At 44.4% G+C, this 23,735-nt stretch carries 27 protein-coding genes, 1 tRNA gene and 1 other annotated feature; of the genes, 17 read left to right on the plus strand and 11 right to left on the minus strand.

Translation table 11 applies throughout. The annotated features are described in order from the left end of the window. The first annotated feature begins 251 nt into the window (after window positions 1-251). From rplA to rplL, 3 genes are all read left to right on the plus strand, one after another. Window positions 252-968 (plus strand): 50S ribosomal protein L1, encoded by a 717-nt coding sequence (gene rplA, locus F6J94_RS10875; RefSeq protein ID WP_293039763.1) that lies wholly within the window; start codon window positions 252-254, stop codon window positions 966-968. A 46-nt stretch (window positions 969-1,014) separates the two neighbouring features. Continuing rightward, window positions 1,015-1,207 (plus strand) — a sequence feature (ribosomal protein L10 leader region). 184 nt (window positions 1,208-1,391) lie between these two features. Further along, entirely contained in the window at window positions 1,392-1,958 is a 567-nt protein-coding gene (gene rplJ / locus F6J94_RS10880) for a 50S ribosomal protein L10 (protein ID WP_293039765.1), read from the plus strand. 89 nt (window positions 1,959-2,047) lie between these two features. After that, a complete protein-coding gene (gene rplL / locus F6J94_RS10885; protein ID WP_293039767.1) occupies window positions 2,048-2,449 on the plus strand; it encodes a 50S ribosomal protein L7/L12 in 402 nt (133 codons plus the stop codon). 310 nt (window positions 2,450-2,759) lie between these two features. On the opposite strand, the gene F6J94_RS10890 is transcribed toward rplL, so the two are convergent. Then, window positions 2,760-2,933 (minus strand): hypothetical protein, encoded by a 174-nt coding sequence (locus F6J94_RS10890; protein ID WP_293018654.1) that lies wholly within the window; start codon window positions 2,931-2,933, stop codon window positions 2,760-2,762. Window positions 2,934-3,769: 836 nt separating this feature from the next. Here F6J94_RS10890 and F6J94_RS10895 point away from each other — a divergent pair. Both F6J94_RS10895 and F6J94_RS10900 read left to right on the plus strand, forming a co-directional pair. Continuing rightward, a complete protein-coding gene (locus tag F6J94_RS10895) occupies window positions 3,770-4,519 on the plus strand; it encodes a hypothetical protein (protein WP_293039769.1) in 750 nt (249 codons plus the stop codon). After that, window positions 4,512-5,492 (plus strand): pentapeptide repeat-containing protein, encoded by a 981-nt coding sequence (locus F6J94_RS10900; RefSeq protein ID WP_293039770.1) that lies wholly within the window; start codon window positions 4,512-4,514, stop codon window positions 5,490-5,492. Before F6J94_RS10895 ends, F6J94_RS10900 begins: the two co-directional genes overlap by 8 nt. A gap of 282 nt (window positions 5,493-5,774) precedes the next feature. On the opposite strand, the gene F6J94_RS10905 is transcribed toward F6J94_RS10900, so the two are convergent. Both F6J94_RS10905 and F6J94_RS10910 read right to left on the minus strand, forming a co-directional pair. Then, window positions 5,775-6,245 carry a shikimate kinase gene (locus F6J94_RS10905; RefSeq protein ID WP_293039771.1) on the minus strand — a complete coding sequence of 157 codons (471 nt, stop codon included), beginning with the start codon at window positions 6,243-6,245 and terminating at the stop codon, window positions 5,775-5,777. Between the two features lie 139 nt (window positions 6,246-6,384). Next, window positions 6,385-8,364 (minus strand): serine/threonine protein kinase, encoded by a 1,980-nt coding sequence (locus tag F6J94_RS10910; protein ID WP_293039772.1) that lies wholly within the window; start codon window positions 8,362-8,364, stop codon window positions 6,385-6,387. Between the two features lie 266 nt (window positions 8,365-8,630). On the opposite strand from F6J94_RS10910, the gene F6J94_RS10915 reads away from it, so the two are divergent. Beyond that, window positions 8,631-8,954 (plus strand): (2Fe-2S) ferredoxin domain-containing protein, encoded by a 324-nt coding sequence (locus F6J94_RS10915; protein ID WP_293029561.1) that lies wholly within the window; start codon window positions 8,631-8,633, stop codon window positions 8,952-8,954. Between the two features lie 113 nt (window positions 8,955-9,067). Here the strand turns inward: F6J94_RS10915 and F6J94_RS10920 are convergent, their stop codons facing one another. After that, entirely contained in the window at window positions 9,068-9,742 is a 675-nt protein-coding gene (locus F6J94_RS10920) for a response regulator transcription factor (protein WP_293029555.1), read from the minus strand. Between the two features lie 256 nt (window positions 9,743-9,998). Between F6J94_RS10920 and F6J94_RS10925 the strand changes: the two genes are divergently transcribed. The 5 genes from F6J94_RS10925 (at window position 9,999) to F6J94_RS10945 (ending at window position 12,885) form a co-directional block, all read left to right on the plus strand. Next, window positions 9,999-10,508: a M48 family metalloprotease gene (locus tag F6J94_RS10925; protein WP_367142190.1), complete on the plus strand. Its 510-nt coding sequence runs from the start codon at window positions 9,999-10,001 to the stop codon at window positions 10,506-10,508. Window positions 10,509-10,582: 74 nt separating this feature from the next. Further along, window positions 10,583-10,981 (plus strand): hypothetical protein, encoded by a 399-nt coding sequence (locus tag F6J94_RS10930; RefSeq protein ID WP_293039773.1) that lies wholly within the window; start codon window positions 10,583-10,585, stop codon window positions 10,979-10,981. Between the two features lie 381 nt (window positions 10,982-11,362). Beyond that, window positions 11,363-11,836, plus strand: a complete 474-nt coding sequence (locus F6J94_RS10935; protein ID WP_367142191.1) for a class I SAM-dependent methyltransferase — start codon at window positions 11,363-11,365, stop codon at window positions 11,834-11,836. A gap of 173 nt (window positions 11,837-12,009) precedes the next feature. After that, window positions 12,010-12,735 carry an HAD family phosphatase gene (locus tag F6J94_RS10940; RefSeq protein WP_293030202.1) on the plus strand — a complete coding sequence of 242 codons (726 nt, stop codon included), beginning with the start codon at window positions 12,010-12,012 and terminating at the stop codon, window positions 12,733-12,735. 77 nt (window positions 12,736-12,812) lie between these two features. Then, a tRNA-Ala gene (locus F6J94_RS10945) sits at window positions 12,813-12,885 on the plus strand. Here F6J94_RS10945 and F6J94_RS10950 read toward each other — a convergent pair. The 5 genes from F6J94_RS10950 to F6J94_RS10970 form a co-directional block, all read right to left on the minus strand. After that, the gene (locus tag F6J94_RS10950) at window positions 12,876-13,037 is read right to left on the minus strand and encodes a hypothetical protein (protein WP_293030205.1); all 162 of its coding nucleotides are present in this window, start codon (window positions 13,035-13,037) and stop codon (window positions 12,876-12,878) included. The two genes, F6J94_RS10945 and F6J94_RS10950, sit on opposite strands and share 10 nt — an antisense overlap. Window positions 13,038-13,167: 130 nt before the next feature. Further along, window positions 13,168-14,148: a DUF4351 domain-containing protein gene (locus tag F6J94_RS10955; protein WP_293039774.1), complete on the minus strand. Its 981-nt coding sequence runs from the start codon at window positions 14,146-14,148 to the stop codon at window positions 13,168-13,170. Then, a complete protein-coding gene (locus F6J94_RS10960) occupies window positions 14,126-14,278 on the minus strand; it encodes a hypothetical protein (protein ID WP_158069700.1) in 153 nt (50 codons plus the stop codon). Before F6J94_RS10960 ends, F6J94_RS10955 begins: the two co-directional genes overlap by 23 nt. Before the next feature lie 55 nt (window positions 14,279-14,333). Further along, window positions 14,334-14,960 (minus strand): restriction endonuclease subunit R, encoded by a 627-nt coding sequence (locus F6J94_RS10965; RefSeq protein ID WP_293039775.1) that lies wholly within the window; start codon window positions 14,958-14,960, stop codon window positions 14,334-14,336. Between the two features lie 204 nt (window positions 14,961-15,164). Then, window positions 15,165-16,184, minus strand: coding sequence for an AraC family transcriptional regulator (locus F6J94_RS10970; RefSeq protein WP_293039776.1), 1,020 nt, complete (start codon window positions 16,182-16,184; stop codon window positions 15,165-15,167). Window positions 16,185-16,205: 21 nt separating this feature from the next. On the opposite strand from F6J94_RS10970, the gene F6J94_RS10975 reads away from it, so the two are divergent. Further along, a complete protein-coding gene (locus F6J94_RS10975; RefSeq protein WP_293039777.1) occupies window positions 16,206-16,403 on the plus strand; it encodes a hypothetical protein in 198 nt (65 codons plus the stop codon). Here F6J94_RS10975 and F6J94_RS10980 read toward each other — a convergent pair. Further along, window positions 16,400-16,582: a hypothetical protein gene (locus F6J94_RS10980; protein ID WP_293039778.1), complete on the minus strand. Its 183-nt coding sequence runs from the start codon at window positions 16,580-16,582 to the stop codon at window positions 16,400-16,402. The genes F6J94_RS10975 and F6J94_RS10980 overlap by 4 nt on opposite strands. A 119-nt stretch (window positions 16,583-16,701) precedes the next feature. On the opposite strand from F6J94_RS10980, the gene F6J94_RS10985 reads away from it, so the two are divergent. Further along, window positions 16,702-17,286, plus strand: a complete 585-nt coding sequence (locus F6J94_RS10985) for a cupin domain-containing protein (protein ID WP_070394144.1) — start codon at window positions 16,702-16,704, stop codon at window positions 17,284-17,286. 407 nt (window positions 17,287-17,693) lie between these two features. Then, the gene (locus F6J94_RS10990; protein WP_293039780.1) at window positions 17,694-19,127 is read left to right on the plus strand and encodes a MarC family protein; all 1,434 of its coding nucleotides are present in this window, start codon (window positions 17,694-17,696) and stop codon (window positions 19,125-19,127) included. Window positions 19,128-19,193: 66 nt separating this feature from the next. Here the strand turns inward: F6J94_RS10990 and F6J94_RS10995 are convergent, their stop codons facing one another. After that, window positions 19,194-19,889: a pentapeptide repeat-containing protein gene (locus F6J94_RS10995; protein ID WP_293039782.1), complete on the minus strand. Its 696-nt coding sequence runs from the start codon at window positions 19,887-19,889 to the stop codon at window positions 19,194-19,196. A 967-nt stretch (window positions 19,890-20,856) separates the two neighbouring features. On the opposite strand from F6J94_RS10995, the gene F6J94_RS11000 reads away from it, so the two are divergent. The 3 genes from F6J94_RS11000 to F6J94_RS11010 form a co-directional block, all read left to right on the plus strand. Next, window positions 20,857-21,030: a hypothetical protein gene (locus tag F6J94_RS11000; RefSeq protein WP_293039784.1), complete on the plus strand. Its 174-nt coding sequence runs from the start codon at window positions 20,857-20,859 to the stop codon at window positions 21,028-21,030. Between the two features lie 340 nt (window positions 21,031-21,370). Beyond that, complete coding sequence (locus F6J94_RS11005) at window positions 21,371-22,855, plus strand: ammonium transporter (RefSeq protein ID WP_293039786.1); 1,485 nt, start codon at window positions 21,371-21,373, stop codon at window positions 22,853-22,855. Between the two features lie 14 nt (window positions 22,856-22,869). Beyond that, window positions 22,870-23,735: serine/threonine-protein kinase (locus F6J94_RS11010; RefSeq protein WP_293039788.1), on the plus strand; the 866-nt coding region annotated here is incomplete at its 3' end.

The following is a 23,735-nucleotide window of genomic DNA, read 5'->3' on the forward strand; positions in this document are numbered from 1 at the left end:
CAGATAATTGCGCCAAGAGCGGAACAAAACCTATCTTGGCCTTGGGAGATACCCCCTGGCTGCTTAAGCAGCTTGCATTAGTGGGCTAAAATCGGCAAAGTAGATTTTGGTAGCTAAAAAGTATCGGCTGTAACCTGCAACTTTCAACTTTCAACTTTCAACTTTCAACTTTCAACTTTCAACTCCAATGTATTAACGTAAACCATAGAGGGGGAGGAGTTTTACTTCGCTAAGTACCCCAGGAGATACAGATGCCCAAGAAACCATCGCGTCGATTACAAGAACTAAAAAAGAAGGTTGAAGAGCGACCTTACGAACCCATAGAAGCTCTCAAACTCCTCAAAGAAACAGCCACGGCCAAATTTCCGGAATCGGCTGAAGCCCATATTCGCTTAGGAATTGACCCAAAGTATACTGACCAGCAACTGCGCACTACAGTGGCTTTACCGAAGGGAACAGGTCAGACGATACGAGTAGCAGTGATTGCTCGGGGTGAAAAAGTCTCGGAAGCTAGTAATGCAGGGGCAGACATTGCCGGTTCTGAGGAGTTAATTGCAGAAATTCAAAACGGGATGATGGATTTTGACCGGCTCATTGCTACGCCGGACATGATGCCCAAAGTAGCGAGATTGGGTCGCCTCCTCGGACCACGGGGCTTGATGCCTTCTCCTAAAGGTGGTACAGTTACTAATGACATAGCTCAGGCAATTCAAGAATTCAAAGCTGGTAAACTAGAATTTAGGGCTGACCGTACTGGCATTGTTCATGTTATGTTTGGTAAGGCATCCTTTAGCCCCGAAGACTTACTGGTGAATCTGAAGGCTTTGCAGGAAACTATCGACCGCAATCGTCCATCTGGCGCGAAAGGTCGCTATTGGCGCACTTTATATGTGTCTGCTAGCATGGGTCCATCGATTGAAGTGGATATCGCTATCCTGCGCGAACTCAAGCTTGAGGATGCTGCTTAAAACGTAGATTAGAAATCATCCTAAAATTCGGCTAGACAAACTAGACAATTGAAGAAGGCTTGCGCTGAAGACAGCAGGAGTAACTAGCTTAATATCCTGCCGAGGTTAAAGTACTATGTATCATCTGCCCAGGCACTGATCCTACAGTGAGTGCGATTGTGCTACGCACACGCTACGCGAACGCGGTAATGATACAACCCTTAACCCCGGCTAAGTCTCCGGGGTTTTAGTTTGGTTATTTGTTATCAGTCAGATCTATGTGCTACGCACACGCTACGCGATGAAGCGAAGCTTCCGCCAAAGGCGATCGACCGTTCAATACTTATCATTCTTGGTTGAGAGTCAATTGAAAATAAATAATATTTATTTTTATTTATTTTTATTTATTTTCAATTAACAATTAACCAATTAACACTTAACAAAATGGGTAGAACACTTGACGAAAAAAAGACAATTGTGGCGGAGCTCAAGCAAACCTTGAGTGAGTCTCAATTGGCTGTAGTGATTGATTACCAGGGGCTGTCGGTTGCTGAAATTACCGATTTACGGAATCGTCTGCGTCCCACTGGCACCATTTGCAAGGTGACCAAAAACACCTTCATGCGGCTTGCGGTGCAAGAAGACGAAAACTGGCAGCCGATGACAGAATTCCTGAGTGGTACTTCAGCCTTTCTCCTGGTCAAAGACGATGTTGGTAGTGCCATCAGAGCCTACCAGGAGTTTAAGAAAGCCGCCAAGAAGACTGAATTTCGCGGCGGCGTGATGCAAGGTCAAGCCTTGAATGAAGAGCAAGTTAAGGCAATTGCCGACTTGCCTTCTAAGGAGGAACTGATCGCGCAAGTTGCTGGAGCGATTAATTCTATTGCTAGCAAACTTGCTGTCGGGATTAATGAGGTACCAGCCTCCTTGGGTCGCAGTATTAACGAGGTGCCAGCTTCTTTGGGTCGATGCATCCAAGGGATTGCTGCCAAGGAAGAAGGCAACAGCTAGTACTCGGTTTTCCCCCTTTCGGAGATTTGTACAACACTCAAGTACAACACTCAATACATTAAACAATTCACCTAAAAGGAGTTATATCAATGTCTGCTACAACTGATGAAATTCTCGAAAAATTAAAATCTCTGACTCTGCTAGAAGCTTCTGAGCTGGTTAAGCAGATCGAAGAGGCTTTTGGTGTCAGCGCTGCTGCTCCTGCTGGCGGTATGATGATGATGCCTGGTGCTATGCCTGGTGCTCCAGCTGCTGAGGCTGAGCCAGAGGAGGAGAAAACTGAATTTGATGTGGTTCTAGAAGAGTTCCCCTCTGATAAGAAGATTGCTGTACTTAAGGTGGTACGTACCATCACTGGTTTGGGTCTCAAAGAAGCCAAAGAGTTGGTGGAATCTGCTCCTAAAGCGATTAAAGAGGCCATTGCTAAAGATGCTGCTGAGGACGCTAAGAAGCAACTGGAAGATGCTGGTGCTAAAGTTAGCATCAAGTAATATCTACTATCATGTCTGGTTGACGATAAGCTATCAGCCCTGAGCTTTTAGCTCACGCTGCGCGAACAGCCCTCAGCCCTGAGCTTTTAGCTCACGCTGCGCGAACAGCCCTCAGCCATTCCCGTAGCGTGGCCATCCGCGTAGCGTGGCCCAAAGCTGATAGCTGATAGCTGATAGCTGATAGCACCTCAAGTAGCGTGCGCGTAGCGCTTAAGCTGATAGCTGATAACTGAAAGCACCTCAAGTAGCGTGCGCGTAGCGCTTAAGCTGAAAGCTGAAAGCTGACGACTAGGGACTATTTAGTAAGTGATTAACCAGACTTGAGATAAGTTGGGAGCCGACGCAATCGGCTCCTTTTTTTGGCCTTGCTTAATAATGGAATGATTTGAATAGTTTTGTAGAACGGGCATCTTGCCCATTTCATTTGTGGTTGATACCAAGTTGCGGTCAAACGTACAACTTTCTCTTCCGCCCATCTCCCCATCTCCCCATCTCCCCATCTCCCTATCCAACCAATCTACTCTCTTTGAATGCAACTCGGTATGAGGGGGTGACAAGCCAGCTCAACTGCTGGTGATGCGATCGCATACCATCCCCTTCGGAGGAATCCCGCCTAGGGCTTGAGAAGACGCTGATTTCAATAACTCCATCCAGTCACTGAATCGAGTCTGTGAATCCAGTCACCGAATACAGTAATTAACTTCACCGGTTGATGTGATTGATATCACACCTTTATCTAACTATATCGATAATAATGATTATTAGTGAAAGTTATAAGATTAGTCAGCCAAGTCTTAGAATTTATCATCTCAGGGCAAAGCATCTTATTATACCCTCATAATTATCAGATCAGGGTAGCGCGTCTCTGACTAATTAAATATCTTAGTCAAGAAATATAATATCAATCTCTGATTGACTAATTATCATATCCGAAATCATGTAATTTGGAATTGGTGATTTGGAATTGGTGATTTGGAATTGGTAATTGGTAGTTTACGATTACCCATTACCGATTACGCTTACCCAAAAATCTAGAGACTATTTTGTAAGTGATTAACTGGACTTGAACTAATAGATCAGTTCAGATCATTTCAGTAAAGCTGTATCGGTGTCTTCAGCTAAACGTGAGATGCTCATTATGCCGTGTATTTCACGTTTAACTAGATTTTACGTGCATTTCTGCTCAAACAATTCGAGCAGAGGTCGCTGTCATCAGTAACCTAGAAGCAATTCTTTGCAAACGTGAATATGAACTCGTTTGCCTATAAGCCTTAGGGTTGCCTCGCGAGTAAACTGTGAACCTCTGTATCCTAATTTAGCATGTCCAAAATAAAATCGACACCGCTTATCCCACAAGAGGAAAATAAGCAAAATAAATTTCCAGATTGTCTGACGATGGAGCTTAAAGTTGAGCCAGTCTCGACAGGGATTTTTTCATCTCGCAAGATAGAGCAATTGAAGCTATACCTGACTATACAATTTAATGAACAGTGGGTGCAGACGCCATTGGGTCGAGTTAGGTTCGGACTCAAAGGTGGAGAACTCAGGCTAAGGCTGAAAAATGGCAAGATCCCTTTGGAAGCCCGTAACTTCAGTGGCTCATTTGACCCTGATGTTGAGAAAGAGAGGAAGCAGCAAGAGAGTAAGGAAAATCACAGTAAAGTGGAGGCTTGTTGGGATAAAAATCAACCTGGAGTTAAAGCTAACCATGGTCAAAAAAATACAGGAGGCACAACCGATGAGTTTCAGTTCATTGACCCTCAGATCACAACGAAGGGGTCAGAGGAAACTCCGGCTTGGGTTTTTGAGGTAAAAACGGGTCAACCCGTGTTTAAAGGATTACTCAAGGAAGTCGAGCTGGGAACAATAGATGTAATGGCAAAGCCGTGCTACATAGAAGCTACCTTTGAAGTTTTTAAGCCAGATGTTCATCTGACTGGAGCTGAAGGGTTGTGGTCTTCCGAAATTAGTCGGGAAAAAGATGTAGTCTTAGATAGAAAGATTGCCTTACTGCTTCTAAAGCACCAATTAAAACCTTATTTAAGTAAAGTGGTACTCAAGTATGACTAACGAACAATTAAAACCGGTAAATAACGAACAATTTAACCAAGAGTTGGAAGAATTAATCAAAAGTGTTGAAAGCGCTAACACTACTAATTTTTCTAAACTGTCGGAGATAGCTGACCTAAATCTTTCTGAGGACTTGGCTAGAGTTGACTTAAGCGGGGTTAACTTAGAAAACGTGAATCTAAGGAATGCCGATTTAAGGGGAACGATTTTTAGGAATGCCAATCTGAGCGGTGCTGATCTTAGAAATGCTAATCTAACCGGTGCTGACTTTAGTAATGCTATTTTAGACAACGCTAAATTTGGTAATAATTTAGGGCTTACTGAGGATATTATATCTGCTCTCAAGGCTCAAGGGGCAATTTTTTTTGATGATTATAAGGAATTCTTGCTTCCTATAGAAAAATTACATAATGTAGAAGCTCTCTGGAAGCAGGGTATCAAAAAAACACTTTTGATGATAGAGGAATTGAGTGATAGGGATGTGGAATGGATGATTGCTACAGGAAGCAAGAAAGAAATTATTGCCGATACTACGCTTATAGAAGAAGGGAAAGAGATTGATGCACTGTATATAGTGTTGGATGGACAGTTTACAGTTTCAGTTGAGGGCAGAGATATTGCTGAATTATCGGGAGGTGAAGTAGTGGGAGAAATGTCTTTTCTAACACGAAGTTTACCTGCCGCTACTGTTACGGCTGTAAATGACTCAGTAGTTTGGTCAATTTGTCGGCAGCAATTGCAGGAAAAGCTACAGCAAAATACAGATTTTGCTTCCCGTTTTTATAAAGCTATTTCTCTTATTTTAACTGATAGATTACTCGGCCAATCTTATCAAAATCAAGCTTCCAAAATTCAGTCATTACCTAACTACTATGGCAGCAATAAAAATATTAATGATCCGGCTTATTTGAATCGTTATGCTGCACAACAAAAGTTAGATTCTCTAATCAAAGGATGTCGGACAAGTGCTTGAGTTAAACCAAACTATTTACCACTAATAGCATTTATAAATTCGGTGAGGTACTTTTGTCCTAGGTTAAGCACGAGTAGGGAGTAGGGAGTAGGAAGTAGGGAGTAGCGATGGAGCGCTGCCCATTAATTCTGGATTATTATGATGACTTCAGCAATTCTGTCTACTGTCTACTCCCTCTAATTTTAATAATTAGAGGGAGTGATAAAATCCTAAAAAGGGTGTTGGACAATCCTAGCATTAGAGAATGGGATTCGGCAAAGCCGAGGCTACGCGAACGCATGATTAATTGATTTCTCTTTTATTGCCGCTAAACCTTTTGAATAATCTATCATGGCACCTAAAGGAATATTCATCATCACGTGAATAGTACTCTTTAATCCAGGTTTGTAGAAATTCAAAATTCGCTTCTTGTTCTTTGGGAGTCTTATACTTATGAGGCTCCCATGGTCTTCTCTTATTGTTTTCTAGGCATTTTTCAACTCCAGGATTCAAAAATATCATCTCTGATGAATAGTTGGCGGCTGTCTCAATCAAACTACCGTAGCATCCTTCAATTATCCATTCAGGATTTTTTTGAATAAAGTCGATTAATAATCTCTCGCTTTCCGCATCTTCCCGTCTTACTCCTGGTAAATCGGGTATCCAAGTAATAGTATCTAGATCTAATATGGGTAAGCTGAACTCAACCTGCAATTTTAAGGCTAAGGTGGTTTTTCCCGCTCCAGAGTTGCCGAATATTAGTATCTTTCTCATGTTAGATTAAATAGAGAAAAGTATCCTAGTGATGAATTGTGATCAATAGGAAACAGGGAACTTTTTATAACTAATCCCTCAGCCTTCAGCCAGGGGGCTTTGAGCATTAGAGTCTTGATCAGGGAATTAGGATTACTTGTTACTTTAAATCCGCTTCCCAAACACCAATATAAATGCGATCGCTACCGTCTCGTTGAATCACACCCTCCAAGCTGTTATTGTTACCACTGGAAAATTTATAGGTCTTAGACTTGCGCTGATATACATCTTTCAGTCCCTGTTTAATGTCAGTGGAAATGTTGTTACTGAGCAGCTTGTTTAAGGTCTCTGACATGATTTCTAGGTCAACGGATTGCGAAAAGGTAACTTCCGTTTGGCGCAGACGCCCAGAACTTCGATCAAACAGGTATCCTAGGTCTACATGATTGGGCACAACGTTTTTATAAAGGAAAGCGCGAGTCTTCCACATGCCGTTTGATTGTTTTGTGGGTTTGCCTAAAGCATATTCCACTGCTCTTCGCTGAGTTCCTGGGGGAAATTTGGGAATAGCGTTGAGCTGAGCAAGATTTGGGTTACTGGTCTTGTTTTCTACGATGGGTGAAGGTTCGGTGATAGGTTTCCGTGTCGTTACTGGAACTGGTTTTACAGTAGTGTCTGATTGTGATGGGGATGATGGTGTGACCGGATCAGTTACGGTAGTCTCTGGTTGTGATGGGGATGATGGTGTGACCGGATCAGTTACGGTAGTCTCTGGTTGTGATGGGGATGATGGTGTGACCGGATCAGTTACGGTAGTCTCTGGTTGTGATGGGGATGATCGATCCTTGGTCTGGGACTGTGATGGGTATGATGGTGTTTCTGGTTTAGTTACTGGTTGTGATGGGTTATTGGTCTGGGACTGTGATGGGTATGATGGTGTTTCTGGTAATGGGTCTTTTGATGATACTTTTTTATCTTGCGGTTCTTGAGAACTTGGGTTGTCTGGGTATGATGTTGATGTAGATTGATTAGAGGATGAGGCGGTCGTAGAGGGATTCAAGAATTTGTTGAATCCCGAAGCAACAGCCACCACAATCAGTAATATACCGCCTCCGATTAAACCTCCCTTTAAAACTGCCTTGTAACTATCGTTTTGTTTTACAGTGACTGGATAAGGGCCTTTAATAGTGGACACTGAACCGTTGTTGGCTGGTGGCTCACCGGGAGAAATGGGGACTGTTGCTACGGTACCTTTGTTGGCTGTTGATGGGGCACCGGGAGACATGGGGACTGTGGCTTCCGTAGGTGATGCCGGGTCAGATTGGAGAGCATCAAGCATTTGTCTGGCACTAATAAAGCGATCGCGTGGATGGAATCGAATCGCTTTGTCGAGCACTATTCCTAGGTTTGAATAAAGGTGTGGGGCATCTTGACGCCATAAAATTTCACCAGTCCTCTCATCTGTGTGGAATAGCTGTGGTATTTTACCCGTTAGCAATAAAATTGCTGTCAGCCCCAAACTGTACAGATCACTGCTATAGGTTGGGTGTCCTGCTGACTGTTCCGAAGACATATAGCCAGGAGTGCCAATTATAATTGATGCTGGGTGAGGGGTGCCAGAGTTGGTGACTACGGTACTCATTGCTTCTTTGACTGCACCAAAATCAATCAGAACTGGTACTCCATCTCGTTGGCGGATAATGATGTTATCTGGCTTAATGTCCCGATGAATGATACGGCGAGAGTGGACATACTCTAGAACTTTTAACAAACTAATTAGGAGTTCCCTAACTTCAATCTCAGTAAATTTTTTTCCCTGTCTGACCTGTGTTGTAAAGGTATTGCCTCGAATCCACTCTTGAACCAGGTAAAACTTTTCGGCTTCAGAGAAATAGGCATAAAGTCTTGGAATCTGGTCATGTGCTTCCCCTAAGGCTTCTAAAACAGCTGCTTCTCGTTGGAATCGCTCTTGGACGACCTTGTAAGCTTTAGAATTATGAGCTAATGCCTTAAGTTGCTTAATCACACACCGCCGTCTTGAGGGCATATGGATATCTTCGGCGAGAAAGGTGTCACCGAACCCACCCGAACCTAGAGTCTCAAGGACACGGTAGCGATTGTTTAAGAGTTTTGGATTCATGACGGATTCAGGGACAATTGGGTTCGAAGTGTGGTCTTCATTCTAATGTTAAGCTGCTCTCCGATTCAATTGGATGGTTGAGCAATGAGTTATTGGTAATTATTCATTGGTCATTGGTGCATAACAGGAGACTGTGCTTCCTCAAAACCGACTCAGGACTGAAAACAGGTATTTGGCATTTTAGGGGTTAATGGTATTAAACTATGCCTAAAAGTCAATGGCTATGATGAAGGGAGTAATAATTCTTAATATTAACTGAACTTAAGGTGGAAACAGATTTTACTCAACACAGTGCCAAAACCGAAAAGCCTTGTGTTTTAGTCTGCCAACATAAGTCTTGTTTAGCAGCCGGTTCAGCTGAGGTGCTGGCTGCCTTCGAGGAAGCTGATCTTTCTGACTTTAGCGTGATTGGTACAACTTGCCAGGGACAGTGTAGTTCTGGTCCAACGGTGCGGATTGTTCCAGAGGAGACTTGGTATTGCCGAGTCAAACCACAAGATGTGCCGGTAATTGTGGAAGAACATCTGCAAGGGGGTAAGTTAGTAAGGGCAAAACTCCATCCCCGCATCCATATGAGTTTTGGGTATTAGGTATAGCAGTTTTCCATGCTTTTAGGGAGTCGGGAGTCGGGAGTCGGGAGTCGGGAATCGGGAGTTGGGATGGACGGGGTGGACTGACCCACTCCCGACTGAAGCACTCAGGACTAATCTCGCAAGACGTAGCCAACACCGCGCACGGTTTGGACTAGACGGTTTTCGTTGTTGGCTTCTAGCTTCAGGCGCAAGTAGCGAATGTAAACTTCTATGATATTAGAGTCACCCATAAAGTCATAACCCCAAACTCTTTCGAGGATTTGCTCTCGGGTGAGGACTTGTCGGGGATGGGCAAGAAGATATTCGAGTAGATCAAATTCTTTGACAGTCAGTTCAATTAATCGCTGACCTCGATAGACTTCACGGGTGCTATGGTTTAAACTTAAGTCGGCAAATTGGAGGATGTTGGGGTCTTCGGTTTGATTGCGTCGCAGATGAGCTCGGACTCTGGCTAATAATTCCTCTACGCTGAAGGGTTTGACTACGTAGTCATCAGCACCAGCATCTAAACCACTAACGCGATCGCTTACTTCATCTTTAGCGGTTAATAAGATAATCGGCACCTGATTACCAGTACTGCGCAGGCGTCGGCAAATTTCTGGTCCAGATATGCCCGGTAGCATCCAGTCGAGTATTACTAAATCTGGATTAGATTCCCGCGCTGCTCCCAAACCAGCTAACCCATCCGAGGCAACACTAACCTCATAACCTTCGTACTTCAGTTCCAGTTCAATGAACTGGGCTAGTTTGGTTTCATCTTCGACAACTAAAATATGGTGGGTCATAGCTTGATGGTGTCTAGGCCAAACAACTGTAAGTTCTTAGGACTAATACAGAAATAATAACGGCTCTAATAATTCATCATATCTTCCACAACAATAGTCTTATAAGTCTTATAGTATTTTGCTATGGATGAATTTGGGAGATAATCGGTGCGTAGAGCTACTTTACCAGTGTCTCTGAAAATCCAGTAACTAGGGAAAAGCAGCGCATCCAACTTTCCCCCCGTCAGGAAGTGGTGATGGGGTTACAAGCACGGAAATGGCGGCTCAACACGGTGGTCTTTACCCAGATAAAGCCCTTCAAGGATATATTTCTCAGGTGGGAGAGCGGATTGTCAAAAAGTCGGCAGCTTCTGGTTCACTACATCTGGCCAAGCAGAAACTTGGGGTAGCATTGGTTAATGCTGTTGGTATTGCTGCCAGTGATGATGCCCAGAGTGGTAGGCAAGCAGCACTACTTGCCCAAGCGATTAATCAAATGGTTAGCCTTAAGTATGGACGTGAGGATGAATTAGAAAGCGATCGCCTTGGTTTTCGGTTTATGACGCAAGCGGGCTATAACCCTAGGGGAATCGTTGAACTGATGCAAGTCCTTAACTCGATTCGACAGGGTGGGCAACCACCGGAGTATGTCACTACTCACCCTAACCCTAGTAATCGGATTGAACAACTCCAGAGTCTGATTACTAAAGCTTACCCTAATGGTACTCCTGCTAATCTCCAAGAGGGTCGGGAGCGCTTTGCTCGGAATGTTAAAGGGTCACGGTAAGGAGTGTGGTGCTAGATTAATCAGCCTCAAGGTATACTGCGTTAGGAGTTGGTTTGATATCTCCAGGTATAACTATGGCCGTTAATCAAGATACACTTTGGGACCGTTTCTTATCCCCGATCATCGGTAGCTTGATTGATTTTGAAAAGCTGCAGCAGTTTGACGAAACTATGAATTGGGAAGCTGAGTGCGTTCGCGTAGCGGCTCGTATCGAGCATCGCTTCCATAACCCTGATTTAATCTATCCTGACTATTACAGCACTCAGAATTTCCATGGTATTGAAGGGGGCTACTTGAATGGAAGTGCAGCCACAAGCTACGACCCAATTACCCAATATGCGTTGCCCCCTAATGAAACCTGGGTCCTTGACACTCCCCGTCCTGTAATAACGGGGATTCTTAGTTCTACGACACGCCTTAAAATTAGCTATCCTGAAAGGCAATACTTAAGCCAAACACCGGTTCATGCATAACCAAGTATCGAGCCTAATTTAACTAAACGAGCGTGGGCTTATCTCCCTAAGCGTTGGAATTTCCCGTTTCCGTGTGCCCCACGGTACGTTAATATTTTGCAATCGTATTTTACTGGTATTCGGTATCCGTTAAGATCCATGCGTTTTAGAGGTTTTTCGCGCCTCGTGTACTAGCATCGCTTTACGTCGTTGGGGAATAGGGCAGTACCGACGAATCCTGCCTGTGCTAGGCTACACACTTAATTAGATTATAACACATCATTTTTGAAAAATTCGCCCGCTTATGGGCACCTCAAGTAGCGTGGCCATTCGCGCCCCGCGTGGCCTTTTGGCCAAGGCCAGGCTTGAAACCGATATTTTTGGTCACCTTATATGCTGGTCATGGATGACTACAAAGCTAACAAGGCTAATCTCGATATTCAGTGGCTTCATGGTATGGCTGAACAGACGGGTTTAGCTGATCAGTCTTTTGATCTAGTTACGGCATCACTGTTGTTTCACGAAACTCCACCTAAGGTAACTCAGTCGATTTTGCATGAATCCTTCCGACTGCTGCAAGGGGGAGGACAAGTCTTGATTCTAGATGGGAATCAGACTACGATCCGGGAGGCGAATTGGCTAACGGAAGTTTTTGAAGAACCCTATATCAAGGCTTACGCTAATGGTAGTGTTGACGCTTGGATGGGTGCAGCTAGTTTTGAAGCAGTGCGCACTACGCAATGGTGGTGGCTGCATCAAATAACTCAGGGTCTAAAACCTTTGCCAGTAGGTAAATCAGCTGTTTGGGAATCTCAATCTCAGGGGAGTTTTCCAAATGATGTTGCGTCACAAGGGGTGCCGGTTCCAGCGGTATAGGGCAATTTTACAGTAAGCACTTGGACACAATTAACGTTGACTGTTAAGATTAGTAAAGTTGACTGTTAAAATCAGGGAATAGGCAACCGGTAACGGGGAGCAAAAGAGGGTTGAGTAACGTTATGTTTTTTAAGTTACTCAACAATAGTAACAGAATTTATGTCTAGGTACTTATGAGTTTGAAAGCAGTTCTGTTTGATTTTAACGGAGTAATAATCAATGATGAGCCGATTCACGAGAAACTAATTGAGGAAATTATTCTTGGGGAAAATTTGCGTCCGGATTCCGAAGAGTTTCGACAGGTTTGTACAGGTAGAGGCGATCGCTCTTGTCTGCGAGAGTTACTTAAGCGTCGCGGTCGGGTGGTTACGGAGGATTACTTAAACCAGCTCATTAGCCGCAAAGCTGCTGCCTATCAACGTCAGCTAGAAAGTATGGAAACCTTGCCCATTTATCCTGGTGTGGAGGATTTAATGGTTCAGATCCAGGGTGCTCAGATACCGATGGCTCTGGTGACTGGAGCACTGCGGAATGAGGTAGAAGTGGTGCTCAATCGCGCTGGTTTAGCTCACTATTTTAGTTTGATTGTTGCTGGTGATGATATTACTACTAGTAAACCGGAACCGGATGGCTATCTGCTAGCGGTAGAGCGGCTCAATCAAGTTTATGGTAACCTGAACTTAAAACCTGGGGAATGTCTAGTAATAGAAGATTCTTTGGCTGGAATTGAGGCGGCGAAGCGAGCTGGCATGCCAGTGGTAGGAGTGGCTAGTACTTATCCCCTTCATATGCTACAGCGTCACGCTAACTGGACTGTCGATTATTTGAATCAGCTGGAATTAGAACGGGTGCAGCAGGTCTATTCTGGGGTATCACCTGAGCCAGTAGGAGAAATATAGACCATACAAGGGCACAGGGATATTAGTCCCGGTGCTAGAATAAACATATAAACAAAAGTAATAAACCAAATTACTAGGGGGAATTGGCTCAGTTGGTAGAGCGCTGCGATCGCACCGCAGAGGTCAGGGGTTCGAATCCCCTATTCTCCATAGATAGCAGTTTTCAATTGGGTGAGGGACTTACGCCCTTGGGGTTTTCGGGAGTAGGGAGTAGGGAGTAGGGAGTAGGGAGTAGGGAGTAGGGGTAAGACAGCTGTGTGCCATGGCTTGGGGGAGCACCTTGAAAGCCCTTTGGAAACCATGGCAGTAGCGAATCTGATCTCATCTGAGGATAATTACCCTTAATAAAAATCTCCCCATCTCCCCAGACTCCCCACCCTCCCTACACTCCCCACACTCCCGTTAATTATGGGTATTCAACCAGACTTGATATTATCTATCCCTGAACTGGTTCAACCAATTGCTCAAATCCACTTCGGTTTCAAAATCTAACAACGCTTCCCCTAAATCCTCCAACTGGGACAAGGATAATTGCTCAATTTGATGCTGTAATTGGGGATTGAGCTGACCTAGGCGACGGTTAAGTAGACGGATAATTAAATTTAGCTCATTGTGCTTTCCTTGTTCTAATCCTTGTTCTAATCCTTGTTCTAATCCTTGTTCTAATCCTTGTTCTAATCCTTGTTCTAATCCTTGTTTTAATCCTTGTTTTAATCCTTGTTCTAATCCTTGTTCTAATCCTTGTTCTAATCCTTGTTTTAATCCTTGTTCTAATCCTTGACGAATAATCCGTTGATAAACCACCGACTCTTGCATCATATCCTCCCGAAAATAAGCTTGGATTAACTGCTCATCAAATTTCACCCCAGCCAACAGTTGCACGCAAGCAGATAGGTTACGCTGCTGTTGTGTATCTTCAATCATATCGATTCTGGCTGCTACCTGGGAGAGTAATGTTTCTGGGACTTCAGCTTGTGCTAACACTGCCAAGGGTAGTAACCCCGGGGTTGTCAGTAACGGTTGTGGATCACATTCCCAAATCCGAATCACTCGGTAGTGGAAGGATAGGTTCGGCTCGGTAAATTGATTCACAAATACTCCCGCTAATCGGCTTGGTTTCAGAAAAATTATTACCTGCTCAATCTTACAGCGATACTGGCGATACAACCTCACCCAATAATCGAGCATCCGCAGGGGTAAGGGAGGTTCAGACTGGGGTAGGGTTTGAAATTCCAAATGCAAAATAGCATCAGCAACCCGCACAAAAAACAAGGCATCTGCCCGAATTGGTTCTGTACTTAATTCGGTGTTGAGAATTTCTATATCTTCTGGTGGTTCCTGGTTCCACAACCAACGGGTAAAGGCTTGGGGATATTGTTCAACTAAATATTTAAGGGTACTGTCGTAACTCATAACACATATAGTAAAGGGAGTAGGGAGTAGGGAGTAGGGAGTAGGGAGTAGGGAGCGGTGCGACCCCGCGCTTTTTCAAAGCTAAGCGTGAACGCGCACTCCCTGGGAATATGGCATCAAAAATTATCACAATTCCTACACGGATTGCTATTAAGTATTTTAATCTGCTGGTTACCCCTTCAGAACTAGATGTCTATTTGACTCAGTTTTTTAAGAATCCGAAGCACCTGATACAAATCATTTCCGGGATTGCGCAGTGAAAATTCAGCAGATGTGGCATATCTGGGCTTTTCACCGTTAACTAGTTTGATGAAAATGAAGGTACCACCAGTGGTAATCATGCCATAGCTTGGTTGATCTGGGTGGGGATTAGCTAACATGTAGGCCAGAAGTTGGGGTAGTCCAGCTTCTATTGAGAAGCTAGCCTGTTTGGATTCGATAATCGTCATCCAAAATTCGTTATGTAAGACTAGGGTATCAATGCTTCCTTTGACAATAATGCCGTGGTCATCAACAGAAATATCTACGGTTTTTTCGGCTTTGATGTGAAAGGGTTCCAAATAAAATTTTCCGATAAATATCAGGGGGGATAGGATGGCGAGATTAACGGTTTTTTCTAGTAAGGGTGGGTAATAGAGTAAATTAAAATAACCAGCTTTAACGTCATCTAATAATTGCTGTTGTAATTCGCTAATTTCTGGTAAGTTTTCTTGCCACTCGTGAAAGAATTGGTTATCGTTAACTAGCTGAAGATTGACTAGGGTTTTTAATTGCTTGAGGGTGATGTCTTTAGCTTGGATTGTTTCTACCATTGTTGTTAAGTTGTTGGTGGTGATCAGGGAATAAAAACGGAAAGTTACACGTTACAGGTTAGTTCAGACTTAAATTGATAGAGCAGGGAGCAGGGAGCAGGGAGCAGGGAGCAGGGATTAGGCAAGAGCCGAGAGTGAAACAATCCTGTGTACCTCATGAGTCCTAGAAACGCTATAACTGTTTAATTGGGTATACTAAAATACTTATCCAACATTCCGCCGGAACTCGGCAGGGGTGTGCCCGGTCCAACGCTTGAAGGCTCTGCGGAATGCACGATCTTCTGAGTAACCGAGCAAACACGATATGGCTTCGATACTCAGTCTGGGGTCACTGAGGAATTGTCGTGCGTTTGCTTCACGAGTTTCGTCTAACAGTTGCCGAACGGTGATACCATGGTCTTGGGTCAAGCGTTGCAAAGCACGAAGACTCATGTTCATCTGTCGTGCTAGGGCTTCTGCACCATATTCAGAACGTTCAGCATTGTGAGCGTTCGCGTAGCGGCTCGTATCGAGCATCGCATTCCGGATCCTAGATAGTTCTGGAGAATCACTAGAACCTGCTAACCGTGCTCGCACTAGGTCTAGATGGCTCTGGATATAACGAAACAGATCCGGATCAGGCTGTTTGGTGGGTAGGTCTAGAGCCCCTTGACGAAACACAAGGGCATTGTGGGATTGTTGAAAGCATACTGGGCTACCAAAGAACTCTTCATAAACCTGGATTGGTCCGAAGGGCAGGTGAGTGAAGTCCGCGCGCACAAGGATATCATCTGCTCCTAGAATTTCCCGCATATAGCGCAACCCCAAAGCTAGTCCCACTTCAGCAGCGCAACCCCCATCTTCGGCATCCATGGGATGATGCATTTGTAAAATGCCCTCTGAGGAGGACTCAATCAGGGCGATTTGCAGTTGATCCGATAGCACAGACCGATAGCGCACTAAGTTCTGCAAAGCTTCTCTGAGATTTTCAGCATATCTAGCTCCATAGGCTAGTGTTCCAAAGTATGAGAAGGGAGTAGCACTGGCCATGTGGAGTGCGATCGCTTCCCCTGGGTAAGCCTTGGTCAGTAAGCGCCATACCGTTGGTACCAGATGTTGAGACAGATGGGCATCGGGATCGAGCAGATCGGTACGGGTTAGTCCTGTGGCGGCAGTGATCTGTTCCATGTCCACTCCCCGTGCCACTGCATAAGCTACGGTACTCGCCACCACGCTAGCTAGCATTTCGGGTTTGTGCAATCTGTCGTGAAATGTCCGATTTGGTGCGCCCATTGTCCTTATCACACCTCTGCTAAAGATGGCAATTTGGTTATAGAAAGCTCGTCAGCTTATGCGCTACGCGCACGCTACGCGAACAGCTATCAGCTCTCAGCCGTCAGCTTAAAACAAGCTATTCGGCTGACAAGTTCAACGGACTCAAAGCCAAAGACTATTAATTCCTAGCTTGGGCGTTCGCTTAGCGTGGCCGTTCGCGTAGCGTGGCCAAAAGGCCAAAAGGCCAGAGAACTGAGATTAAACGAATGCTTACCTCTTTCATTCAAAAGCTGTTCGCGTAGCGTGCGCATTAGCTGATAGCTGATAGCTGATAGCTGATAGCTGATAGCTGATAGCTTCAAAACCATTATAGTGCCCCATGAGCTGCATTATCGGTTTGCCATTTTTAAGGCATTTGATGACAGGGTTGCACTTTTAAATTTACTCAAGGAATTTTTCAGCAAAGCAAGATTAAAGGAGTAGAACAATGAGTGAATATAATGTAAACGATCGATTTGATGCCCAGGATCTCCTCAAGAAACCTGGTGAAGGAGAAAGGACAGCCACGGACATGATTATCATGGCTCGATCCAGAGACATGGGTGGTGATTTCTCAGTGATGCAGGGTGTGATCAATCCCGGTCACTTGCTGTCACCCCACAGCCATAAGTTTTGCGATCAACTGGTCTACGTGATATCGAGTGAACTTGTCTTCGAGATTGGGGGTGCAGATGGACTAAGGTTTACAGCTCCTGCGGGAAGCTATGTCCAAAAGCCACGGGGCATTGTCCATGCTTTCTGGAACTCCACCGATACACCAGCTCATTACATCGAGCTGTCAGGTCAGGAAACCTTTGAGGGATTCGTTGACTCCTTGAAGGGGGGCGATCGCAAAGGTGTGGCAAACGCAGAGCGGGACTGGGGCATGGTTTTTGCTCTCGACGAAATTCCACGGCTGATCAAGGATAACAACCTCACGGGCCTTGCTATGTCCGAGACTCCAGACTTACCCAATCTACCTAATCTTCCGGAACCAGTGGCAAAGCTGTTTAGCAATATGAAGTTGCGGTAGAAAATCTTGTAGGGTGGGCAAAAACTGTTTGGTTCTTTTCAGTTTTGTAGATAAAAGAACTTTGCCCACCCTACTTTAATTGGTATTTTTTTTCCTTGTAGCTTGTAGGGTGGGCAAAAACTGTTTGGTTCTTTTCAGTTTTGTAGATAAAAGAACGTTGCCCACCCTACTTTAATTGGTATTTTTTTTCCTTGTAGCTTGTAGGGTGGGCAAAAACTGTTTGGTTCTTTTCAGTTTTGTAGATAAAAGAACGTTGCCCACCCTACTTTAATTGGTATTTTTTTTCCTTGTAGCTTGTAGGGTGGGCAAAAACTGTTTGGTTCTTTTCAGTTTTGTAGATAAAAGAACGTTGCCCACCCTACTTTAATTGGTATTTTTTTTCCTTGTAGGAATGGGGAGATGGAGAGATGGATAGGTTGTTGAGAATTCTAGGAATAGCGATCGCATCGGCTTATTTTGCCTCGATGTTAGCACTTAACAGTGCCACAGCCACCATCCCTACACCGCCATCTCCCTCACTGGCAAAGGATTTTACTGGGCAAACAGCGTTGCTGAATCTTTCCATGAATAGGAGTAGAGTGGGCATCCTGCCCGCCGGAAATAAGCATGAAACTGGCAAGATGCCAGTTCCACCAAGATGCCCATTCCACCTCACTCTTCAAATCATTCCCGCCGGAAATAAGCATGACACTGGCAAGATGCCAGTTCTACCAAGATGGCCATTCCACCTCACTCTTCAAATCATTCCCGCCGGAAATAAGCATGACACTGGCAAGATGCCAGTTCTACCAAGATGGCCATTCCACCTCACTCTTCAAATCATTCCCGCCGGAAATAAGCATGAAACTGGCAAGATGCCAGTTCTACCAAGATGGCCATTCCACCTCACTCTTCAAATCATTCCCGCCGGAAATAAGCATGAAACTGGCAAGATGCCAGTTCCACCAAGATGCCCATTCCACCTCACTCTTCAAATCATTCCCGCCGGAAATAAGCATGAAACTGGCAAGATGCAAGTTCCACCAAGATGGCCATTCCACCTCACTCTTAAAATCATTCCATTATTAAGCAACACCATAATCTCAGCCCAGGTTATGGAATCATCGAGCAATCAAATTGCCATACCGATCAAGGCTGAGATTGATGCTAAAACTCAGGTGTTGTTTGAGCAACTTTTTGAGGGATTTGGGGCATTCAATATCCTGATTATCTTTTTACTTACCGTCGGTCCACTCAAGCTAATTGTACCCTTTGTGAAGCTGACAGCTAATGCGGATCCGGCCTTGCGTCGCCAGCTTGCTTTACGGGGTTTTGGCATATCTACGTTAGTTATTTTTGCGGTAGCACTACTTTGCAAAAATGTACTGAAATCCTGGCAAATTGACCTCTCAGCAATGCTAATCGCAACAGGTATTATCCTTTTTTTAGTGGCTCTGCGAACAGTATTAGCTCAGTATAATACCCCCACAACTAAGGATGCTACCCCTGTAAATCCTTCTCTGAAATTAACGATTAATCCTTTAGTTTTTCCCAGTATTTTAACTCCCTATGGCATTGCTGTTGTGGTGACTATGAGCGCCATGTTTGGACGGATGGCAATTGCTCCGGGTTCTATGTTTTTGCTATTATTATTGGTTATGGTACTCAACTTAGGGGTAATGTTGGTCGCCCATCCCCTTTTGAATCTCATCAAACCGGTGACTCTAAGAGTGCTTGGTTTTGTGTTTGGGGTGATGCAGGTGGCTCTGGGACTGGATATGATTTTGACGGGAGTGAAACTGGAAGCGATGCTCGATACGAGCCGCTGCGCGAACGCACTGAAATTTTTACTGGGCTTGTAAGATTATTTCCACTTAATTACCCGATCTCGCCAGATACTTCCAACGCCCCCTCTCTTTCCCTATTCCCTATCCCAGACCAAGCTTTTGTCGCAACGCATCGGGCACATTCTCGGCTTTGTCCAAACCTATAGCATTTGTCCACTTCGTCTGTTGATTCCACAAGATGCCTTCAAGGTTGGCACTAGTGAGGTCTGCACCACTGAGGTCTGCACCACTGAGGTTCGCAGTAGTGAAATCTGCACCAGTGAAATCCGCATGTTTGAGGTTCGCACCATTGAGCTTGGCATATCTGAGATCCGAACCAGTCAGGTTCGCACTAGTGAGATTCGCACCAGTGAGGTCTGCACCACTGAGGTTCGCACCACTGATATCAGCCCTCCTGATATCAGCATTCCTGAGCTCAGTAAAACTGAGCTCAGTAAAACTGAGGTTCGCTCCGATCAGCAATGCTTTACTAAGCTTGGCTGTATTAAGCTTAGCTCCAGTAAGCTTCGCTTTATTGAGATCAGCTCCAGTAAGGTTAGCTCCACTAAGTTCAGCGTCATTGAGAGTAGCTTTATTGAGTATAGCATTCGCCAGGTCAATGTCAGTCAAATCGGCTTTTGGGGCATCCAACCCCCTCATCAAAACACCATAGTTGTTCAAAACCTCAAGGGCTTTGATTCTGGCATAGCTAGTAGCTACTCCTGCTCCTGCGGCATTATCAACGATTTGCCATGCCTCATAGATTATCCTTTGTCTGCGCTCTAGACCTTCAAGCATGTAAAGAGACGCTCCAAATAAAAGAGCGAAACCTTCAAGATTGTCCACTTTACAGACTAATAATAGTTGCTTTTCCAAACATTCCCAGAGTGAGTCTTGAGGTGAGCAAACTTGTTCGGTTTCAGTTGTTTTTGATTCGAAAAACTTTTTAGTTATTCTTTGCTCCAATACACTTAATATCACTAGAAATAAGTAAGCAATAATGAAGGAAAGCACTACACGAAGCCAGATATTGCTTAGACACTTTTCGCTTTTGGGAACCACTACACGAAGCCAGAGATTCCTTAGACCCTTGTTTAATAAGCCAATCACCTGTATCCTTATTTACTAAAAGTCCTTATCTTATTTGCAGTATATAGCAGGTCTTAATGGAGAGAGGTAATTTCGTCCTAGGTTTTAGGGAGTAGGGAGTAGGGAGTAGGTAAATAACGTTGCCAAAGGGCATTGCCACCATCAGCAACTGCCGTGGTTTCCCATGAGCAACAGGTGCGACCCTAGGCCGGGTTCCCCGGCCTAGGAGGCGCGCACCTATAAGGGATAGGACTTACGAAGTTTAGTTGGTTTTGCCCCCCTGCCCCCCAATTCTGGGGGGTAATGATGTCAAAGTCCCCCAGAATTGGGGGACCAACGGGGGCACTTGCGTAAGTCCTGAGGGAGTGAGATTGGCTTTAGCAATTCTGCTTCATTTGAATTTGTCAATACATGAATGCGTATTGCTATAATATGCTATAATAAAAATATTATCCCCCCCTGCGCCCCCGCTCCATAATTTGGTGGAAGCGCATTGCAGATGTTACCCCCTTCTAGGTTAGGGGATGGGTACCTTGGGTGGGATTCTGTAGCTGCTACTGTAAACATCAGAATCCCTGGGAATTTGTCCTAGTCAAAAAGGGATAAGTCCTGAAGAGCACCGAGAGCAGGTCAACGTTGAATAAAAAATCAACTATATATAGAATTTATCGTACTTATGAGGGACAGTCAGTGTCTTGATGCAGTCGGCCAAAGGGTGAAACCCTCAGCACAGAGCTGCATCTCTACTCCCTGTTACGAAGTCTCTGCTCCGATTAACCCACCACAAAAGCACCTCAACCAATTGAGAAATGCTATAAGTGACATACTCCCAGGGCACCTGATGATTTAGAGATGATTTTAAGTGAACTTATATTGTCCTAAGCTAAGCTGATATAGCTGGAGCAGTATCTTAGACCCTAGGGTAATACCCAAACAGCCACAAAAGATGGTTGTTATGGTCTAATTATATATTTAACTCAGGTCAAACCCATCTAAATTCTAGAAGCCTTACTCAGAACCAATGCAGCGCTTTAATCAGGGGGTTTCCACCAGTCGCTACTGCATCAAGACAAATATTTTATTTAAAAATTAATCAGTAAAAATTAATCAGCAAAACTACCTATCCTATGAATCTCATATCCAGTAGGCATTTCAAAATAAGATGCGTCTACCCTGGTATATCACTAGCTATGATGGTCGTGCTGGTGTGGAGTCATAGCGCAGTGGCTCAAGACACTGCCCCAATAGACGATGAACTGACGGACGTCCTGGATATTATCTGGTTAGTGATAGCAGGCTCTTTGGTATTTTTTATGAATGCGGGATTCTGCTTATTGGAAACCGGTTTTTGTCGCAAGCAAAATGCGATCAACATTTTGGCAAAGAACCTAGTGGTGTTCAGTATCGCCACCGTAGCCTTCTGGCTTTGCGGAGCGGGATTGATGTTTGGTGGTAACAATCCCTGGATCGGGACTGAAGGGTTCTTTTTTAGTGGCCAGGACATTTTTAACCCCGGTGGTTCTGACTCTCTGGCTATGAGGGAAGCCAAGTTTTTCTTTCAATTAGTATTTGCTGGCACCGCAGCAACCATTGTTTCTGGAGCAGTGGCCGAGCGCATGAGATTTTTGAGCTTTCTACTCTTCAGTTTCTTCCTAGTGGGATTGTTGTATCCCATCACCGGACATTGGGCGTGGTCGGAGTCTGGATGGCTGAACCAGATCAGTCTCGGAGGGTCTGGGAACTTGGCATTTTGGGATTTTGCCGGTTCAACGGTAGTCCACACCGTGGGAGGAGCTGCTGGCTTGATGGGAACCATCGCCCTGGGGGCAAGGGCTGATAAATATCGTGAAATTAAGCCAGCAGAGTTATCTAAACTTAGTCCAAGATCAAAAACTAAGTTTGACAAGAAAATTGAACCCTTAAACGGACATAATATCACCCTTGCCACCTTGGGATGTCTGATTCTCTGGCTAGGTTGGTTTGGGTTTAATGCTGGCTCTACCTTAGAGGCCACTTCTCCGGCCATTCCTCACATTGTTTTAACCACTGCTTTAGCAGCCGCAGCCGGTGCCATTGTCTCGATTATCTTTTGTTTTGTCAGATACAGTAAACCCAATCTTGCCTTTATCATCAATGGCATTGTGGGGGGATTAGTTAGCATCACTGCACCCTGCGCTTACGTTAATTTATTAGACGCAGTAGTGATTGGGGCTATCGGGGGAGGAATTCTTGTGCCCCTTGTTACTGAACTATTAGATTGGTGGGAAATTGATGACCCAGTTGGTGCTATTCCGGTTCACTTTGGTTGTGGATTATGGGGAACCCTGGCGGTGGGATTGTTTAGTATCGGACCAGACAGTGATTTGGGCTGGGCTTACGCTATTGGAAACGGTCCTGCTCAAGGCTTCTTGCGCGGAGGCAATCCCAGTCAACTGATAGTCCAAGGATTAGGTGCTGCCACTGTTATTATTTTCATATTACTCTCCAGTAGAGCTAGTTTTTATCTACTTGCTCACGTTATGCCTGGTGGGATCAAAGTATCTGAACAGGAAGAAAGAGAGGGTTTGGACAAATCCACCTTTGAAGATAAAGTCCAAGATAGTTACCAAGACCAAATCGATAGGTTAGAGAAAAAACTAGACGATTTGCAAAACAATCTTATCCAAAACAATTAAATATAAATTATCCAATGACAAGGTTAGAATCAGGATCTTCTATTAAAGAAGGCTGCTATACCATCCAAGGTTATAAAGGAGAGGGTACATTTGGAATGACCTACCAAGCCACTCGTCACTTACCCAATGGTCAGGAAGAGATTGTTGCTATAAAAATTGGAAAAGAGGAATTAACCGATACTGAACAAAGTAAAAGAGAAAAATTTAAAGATGAAGCGAAGCGACTCAACCAATTTAACCATAACCATATTGTTAAATTCATAGAGTACTTTTATGAACCAACAATAAACCGTCCTTGCCTGGTGATGGAATATATCGAGGGAAAGACCCTACAGAAACTCACTAAACCAGGGAATGGAATTCCAGAGGAACAAGCCATCAAATATATTCAGCAAGTTGGCGATGCATTGGCAGCAATGCATGAGGATAAGTTGATTCATAGAGATGTCAACCCTCGTAATATTATAGTAAGACATGGAAGCGACGAAGCAATCCTGATTGATTTTGGCATCGCCCGGGAATTTGTTCCCGACCGGACAATAGACCTAACACGACAATGGTCTGAATATTATGCTCCACCCGAGCAACAACTAAGCCGCTTTAGAGCAGGCCCAGCACTTGATATCTATGCCTTATCCGCCACCTTATATTTCTTGTTAACCGGACAGCAACCAGTTAGTAGCAGAGACCGGGAAAATGAAATAAAAAGTAAAAAAGACCCTCAAAAACAAGATGCCGAAAAATTCGTCAGCAACCCAGCTTTAAGAAGAGCAATTCTCAAAGGGATGGAATTAGATGCAAAGCGAAGACCTCAGTCAATCTCAGGGTGGCTAAAATTACTAGAGCCTTCACAAGAAATGGATCGAACTGGAATTTCGAG

The sequence above is a fragment of the Moorena sp. SIO1F2 genome (assembly GCF_010672755.1).
Taxonomy (GTDB): domain Bacteria; phylum Cyanobacteriota; class Cyanobacteriia; order Cyanobacteriales; family Coleofasciculaceae; genus Moorena.

Bases quoted from the DNA above. Each gene is read 5' to 3' on its own strand.
- F6J94_RS10895 (WP_293039769.1), top strand. From the start codon at position 3,770: ATGTCCAAAATAAAATCGACACCGCTTATCCCACAAGAGGAAAATAAG.
- F6J94_RS10950 (WP_293030205.1), bottom strand. From the start codon at position 13,037: ATGGTTTCCAAAGGGCTTTCAAGGTGCTCCCCCAAGCCATGGCACACA.
- rplA (WP_293039763.1), top strand. From the start codon at position 252: ATGCCCAAGAAACCATCGCGTCGATTACAAGAACTAAAAAAGAAGGTT.
- F6J94_RS10925 (WP_367142190.1), top strand. From the start codon at position 9,999: ATGGCGGCTCAACACGGTGGTCTTTACCCAGATAAAGCCCTTCAAGGA.
- F6J94_RS10910 (WP_293039772.1), bottom strand. From the start codon at position 8,364: ATGAATCCAAAACTCTTAAACAATCGCTACCGTGTCCTTGAGACTCTA.
- F6J94_RS10995 (WP_293039782.1), bottom strand. From the start codon at position 19,889: ATGCTTGAAGGTCTAGAGCGCAGACAAAGGATAATCTATGAGGCATGG.
- F6J94_RS10940 (WP_293030202.1), top strand. From the start codon at position 12,010: ATGAGTTTGAAAGCAGTTCTGTTTGATTTTAACGGAGTAATAATCAAT.
- F6J94_RS10955 (WP_293039774.1), bottom strand. From the start codon at position 14,148: ATGAGTTACGACAGTACCCTTAAATATTTAGTTGAACAATATCCCCAA.
- rplL (WP_293039767.1), top strand. From the start codon at position 2,048: ATGTCTGCTACAACTGATGAAATTCTCGAAAAATTAAAATCTCTGACT.
- F6J94_RS11000 (WP_293039784.1), top strand. From the start codon at position 20,857: ATGAGGGACAGTCAGTGTCTTGATGCAGTCGGCCAAAGGGTGAAACCC.
- F6J94_RS10965 (WP_293039775.1), bottom strand. From the start codon at position 14,960: ATGGTAGAAACAATCCAAGCTAAAGACATCACCCTCAAGCAATTAAAA.
- F6J94_RS10990 (WP_293039780.1), top strand. From the start codon at position 17,694: ATGGATAGGTTGTTGAGAATTCTAGGAATAGCGATCGCATCGGCTTAT.
- F6J94_RS10890 (WP_293018654.1), bottom strand. From the start codon at position 2,933: ATGGGGAGATGGGCGGAAGAGAAAGTTGTACGTTTGACCGCAACTTGG.
- F6J94_RS10905 (WP_293039771.1), bottom strand. From the start codon at position 6,245: ATGAGAAAGATACTAATATTCGGCAACTCTGGAGCGGGAAAAACCACC.
- F6J94_RS10985 (WP_070394144.1), top strand. From the start codon at position 16,702: ATGAGTGAATATAATGTAAACGATCGATTTGATGCCCAGGATCTCCTC.
- F6J94_RS10900 (WP_293039770.1), top strand. From the start codon at position 4,512: ATGACTAACGAACAATTAAAACCGGTAAATAACGAACAATTTAACCAA.
- F6J94_RS10980 (WP_293039778.1), bottom strand. From the start codon at position 16,582: ATGGTTTTGAAGCTATCAGCTATCAGCTATCAGCTATCAGCTATCAGC.
- F6J94_RS10935 (WP_367142191.1), top strand. From the start codon at position 11,363: ATGGATGACTACAAAGCTAACAAGGCTAATCTCGATATTCAGTGGCTT.
- rplJ (WP_293039765.1), top strand. From the start codon at position 1,392: ATGGGTAGAACACTTGACGAAAAAAAGACAATTGTGGCGGAGCTCAAG.
- F6J94_RS10920 (WP_293029555.1), bottom strand. From the start codon at position 9,742: ATGACCCACCATATTTTAGTTGTCGAAGATGAAACCAAACTAGCCCAG.
- F6J94_RS10930 (WP_293039773.1), top strand. From the start codon at position 10,583: ATGGCCGTTAATCAAGATACACTTTGGGACCGTTTCTTATCCCCGATC.
- F6J94_RS11005 (WP_293039786.1), top strand. From the start codon at position 21,371: ATGATGGTCGTGCTGGTGTGGAGTCATAGCGCAGTGGCTCAAGACACT.
- F6J94_RS10970 (WP_293039776.1), bottom strand. From the start codon at position 16,184: ATGCTAGCTAGCGTGGTGGCGAGTACCGTAGCTTATGCAGTGGCACGG.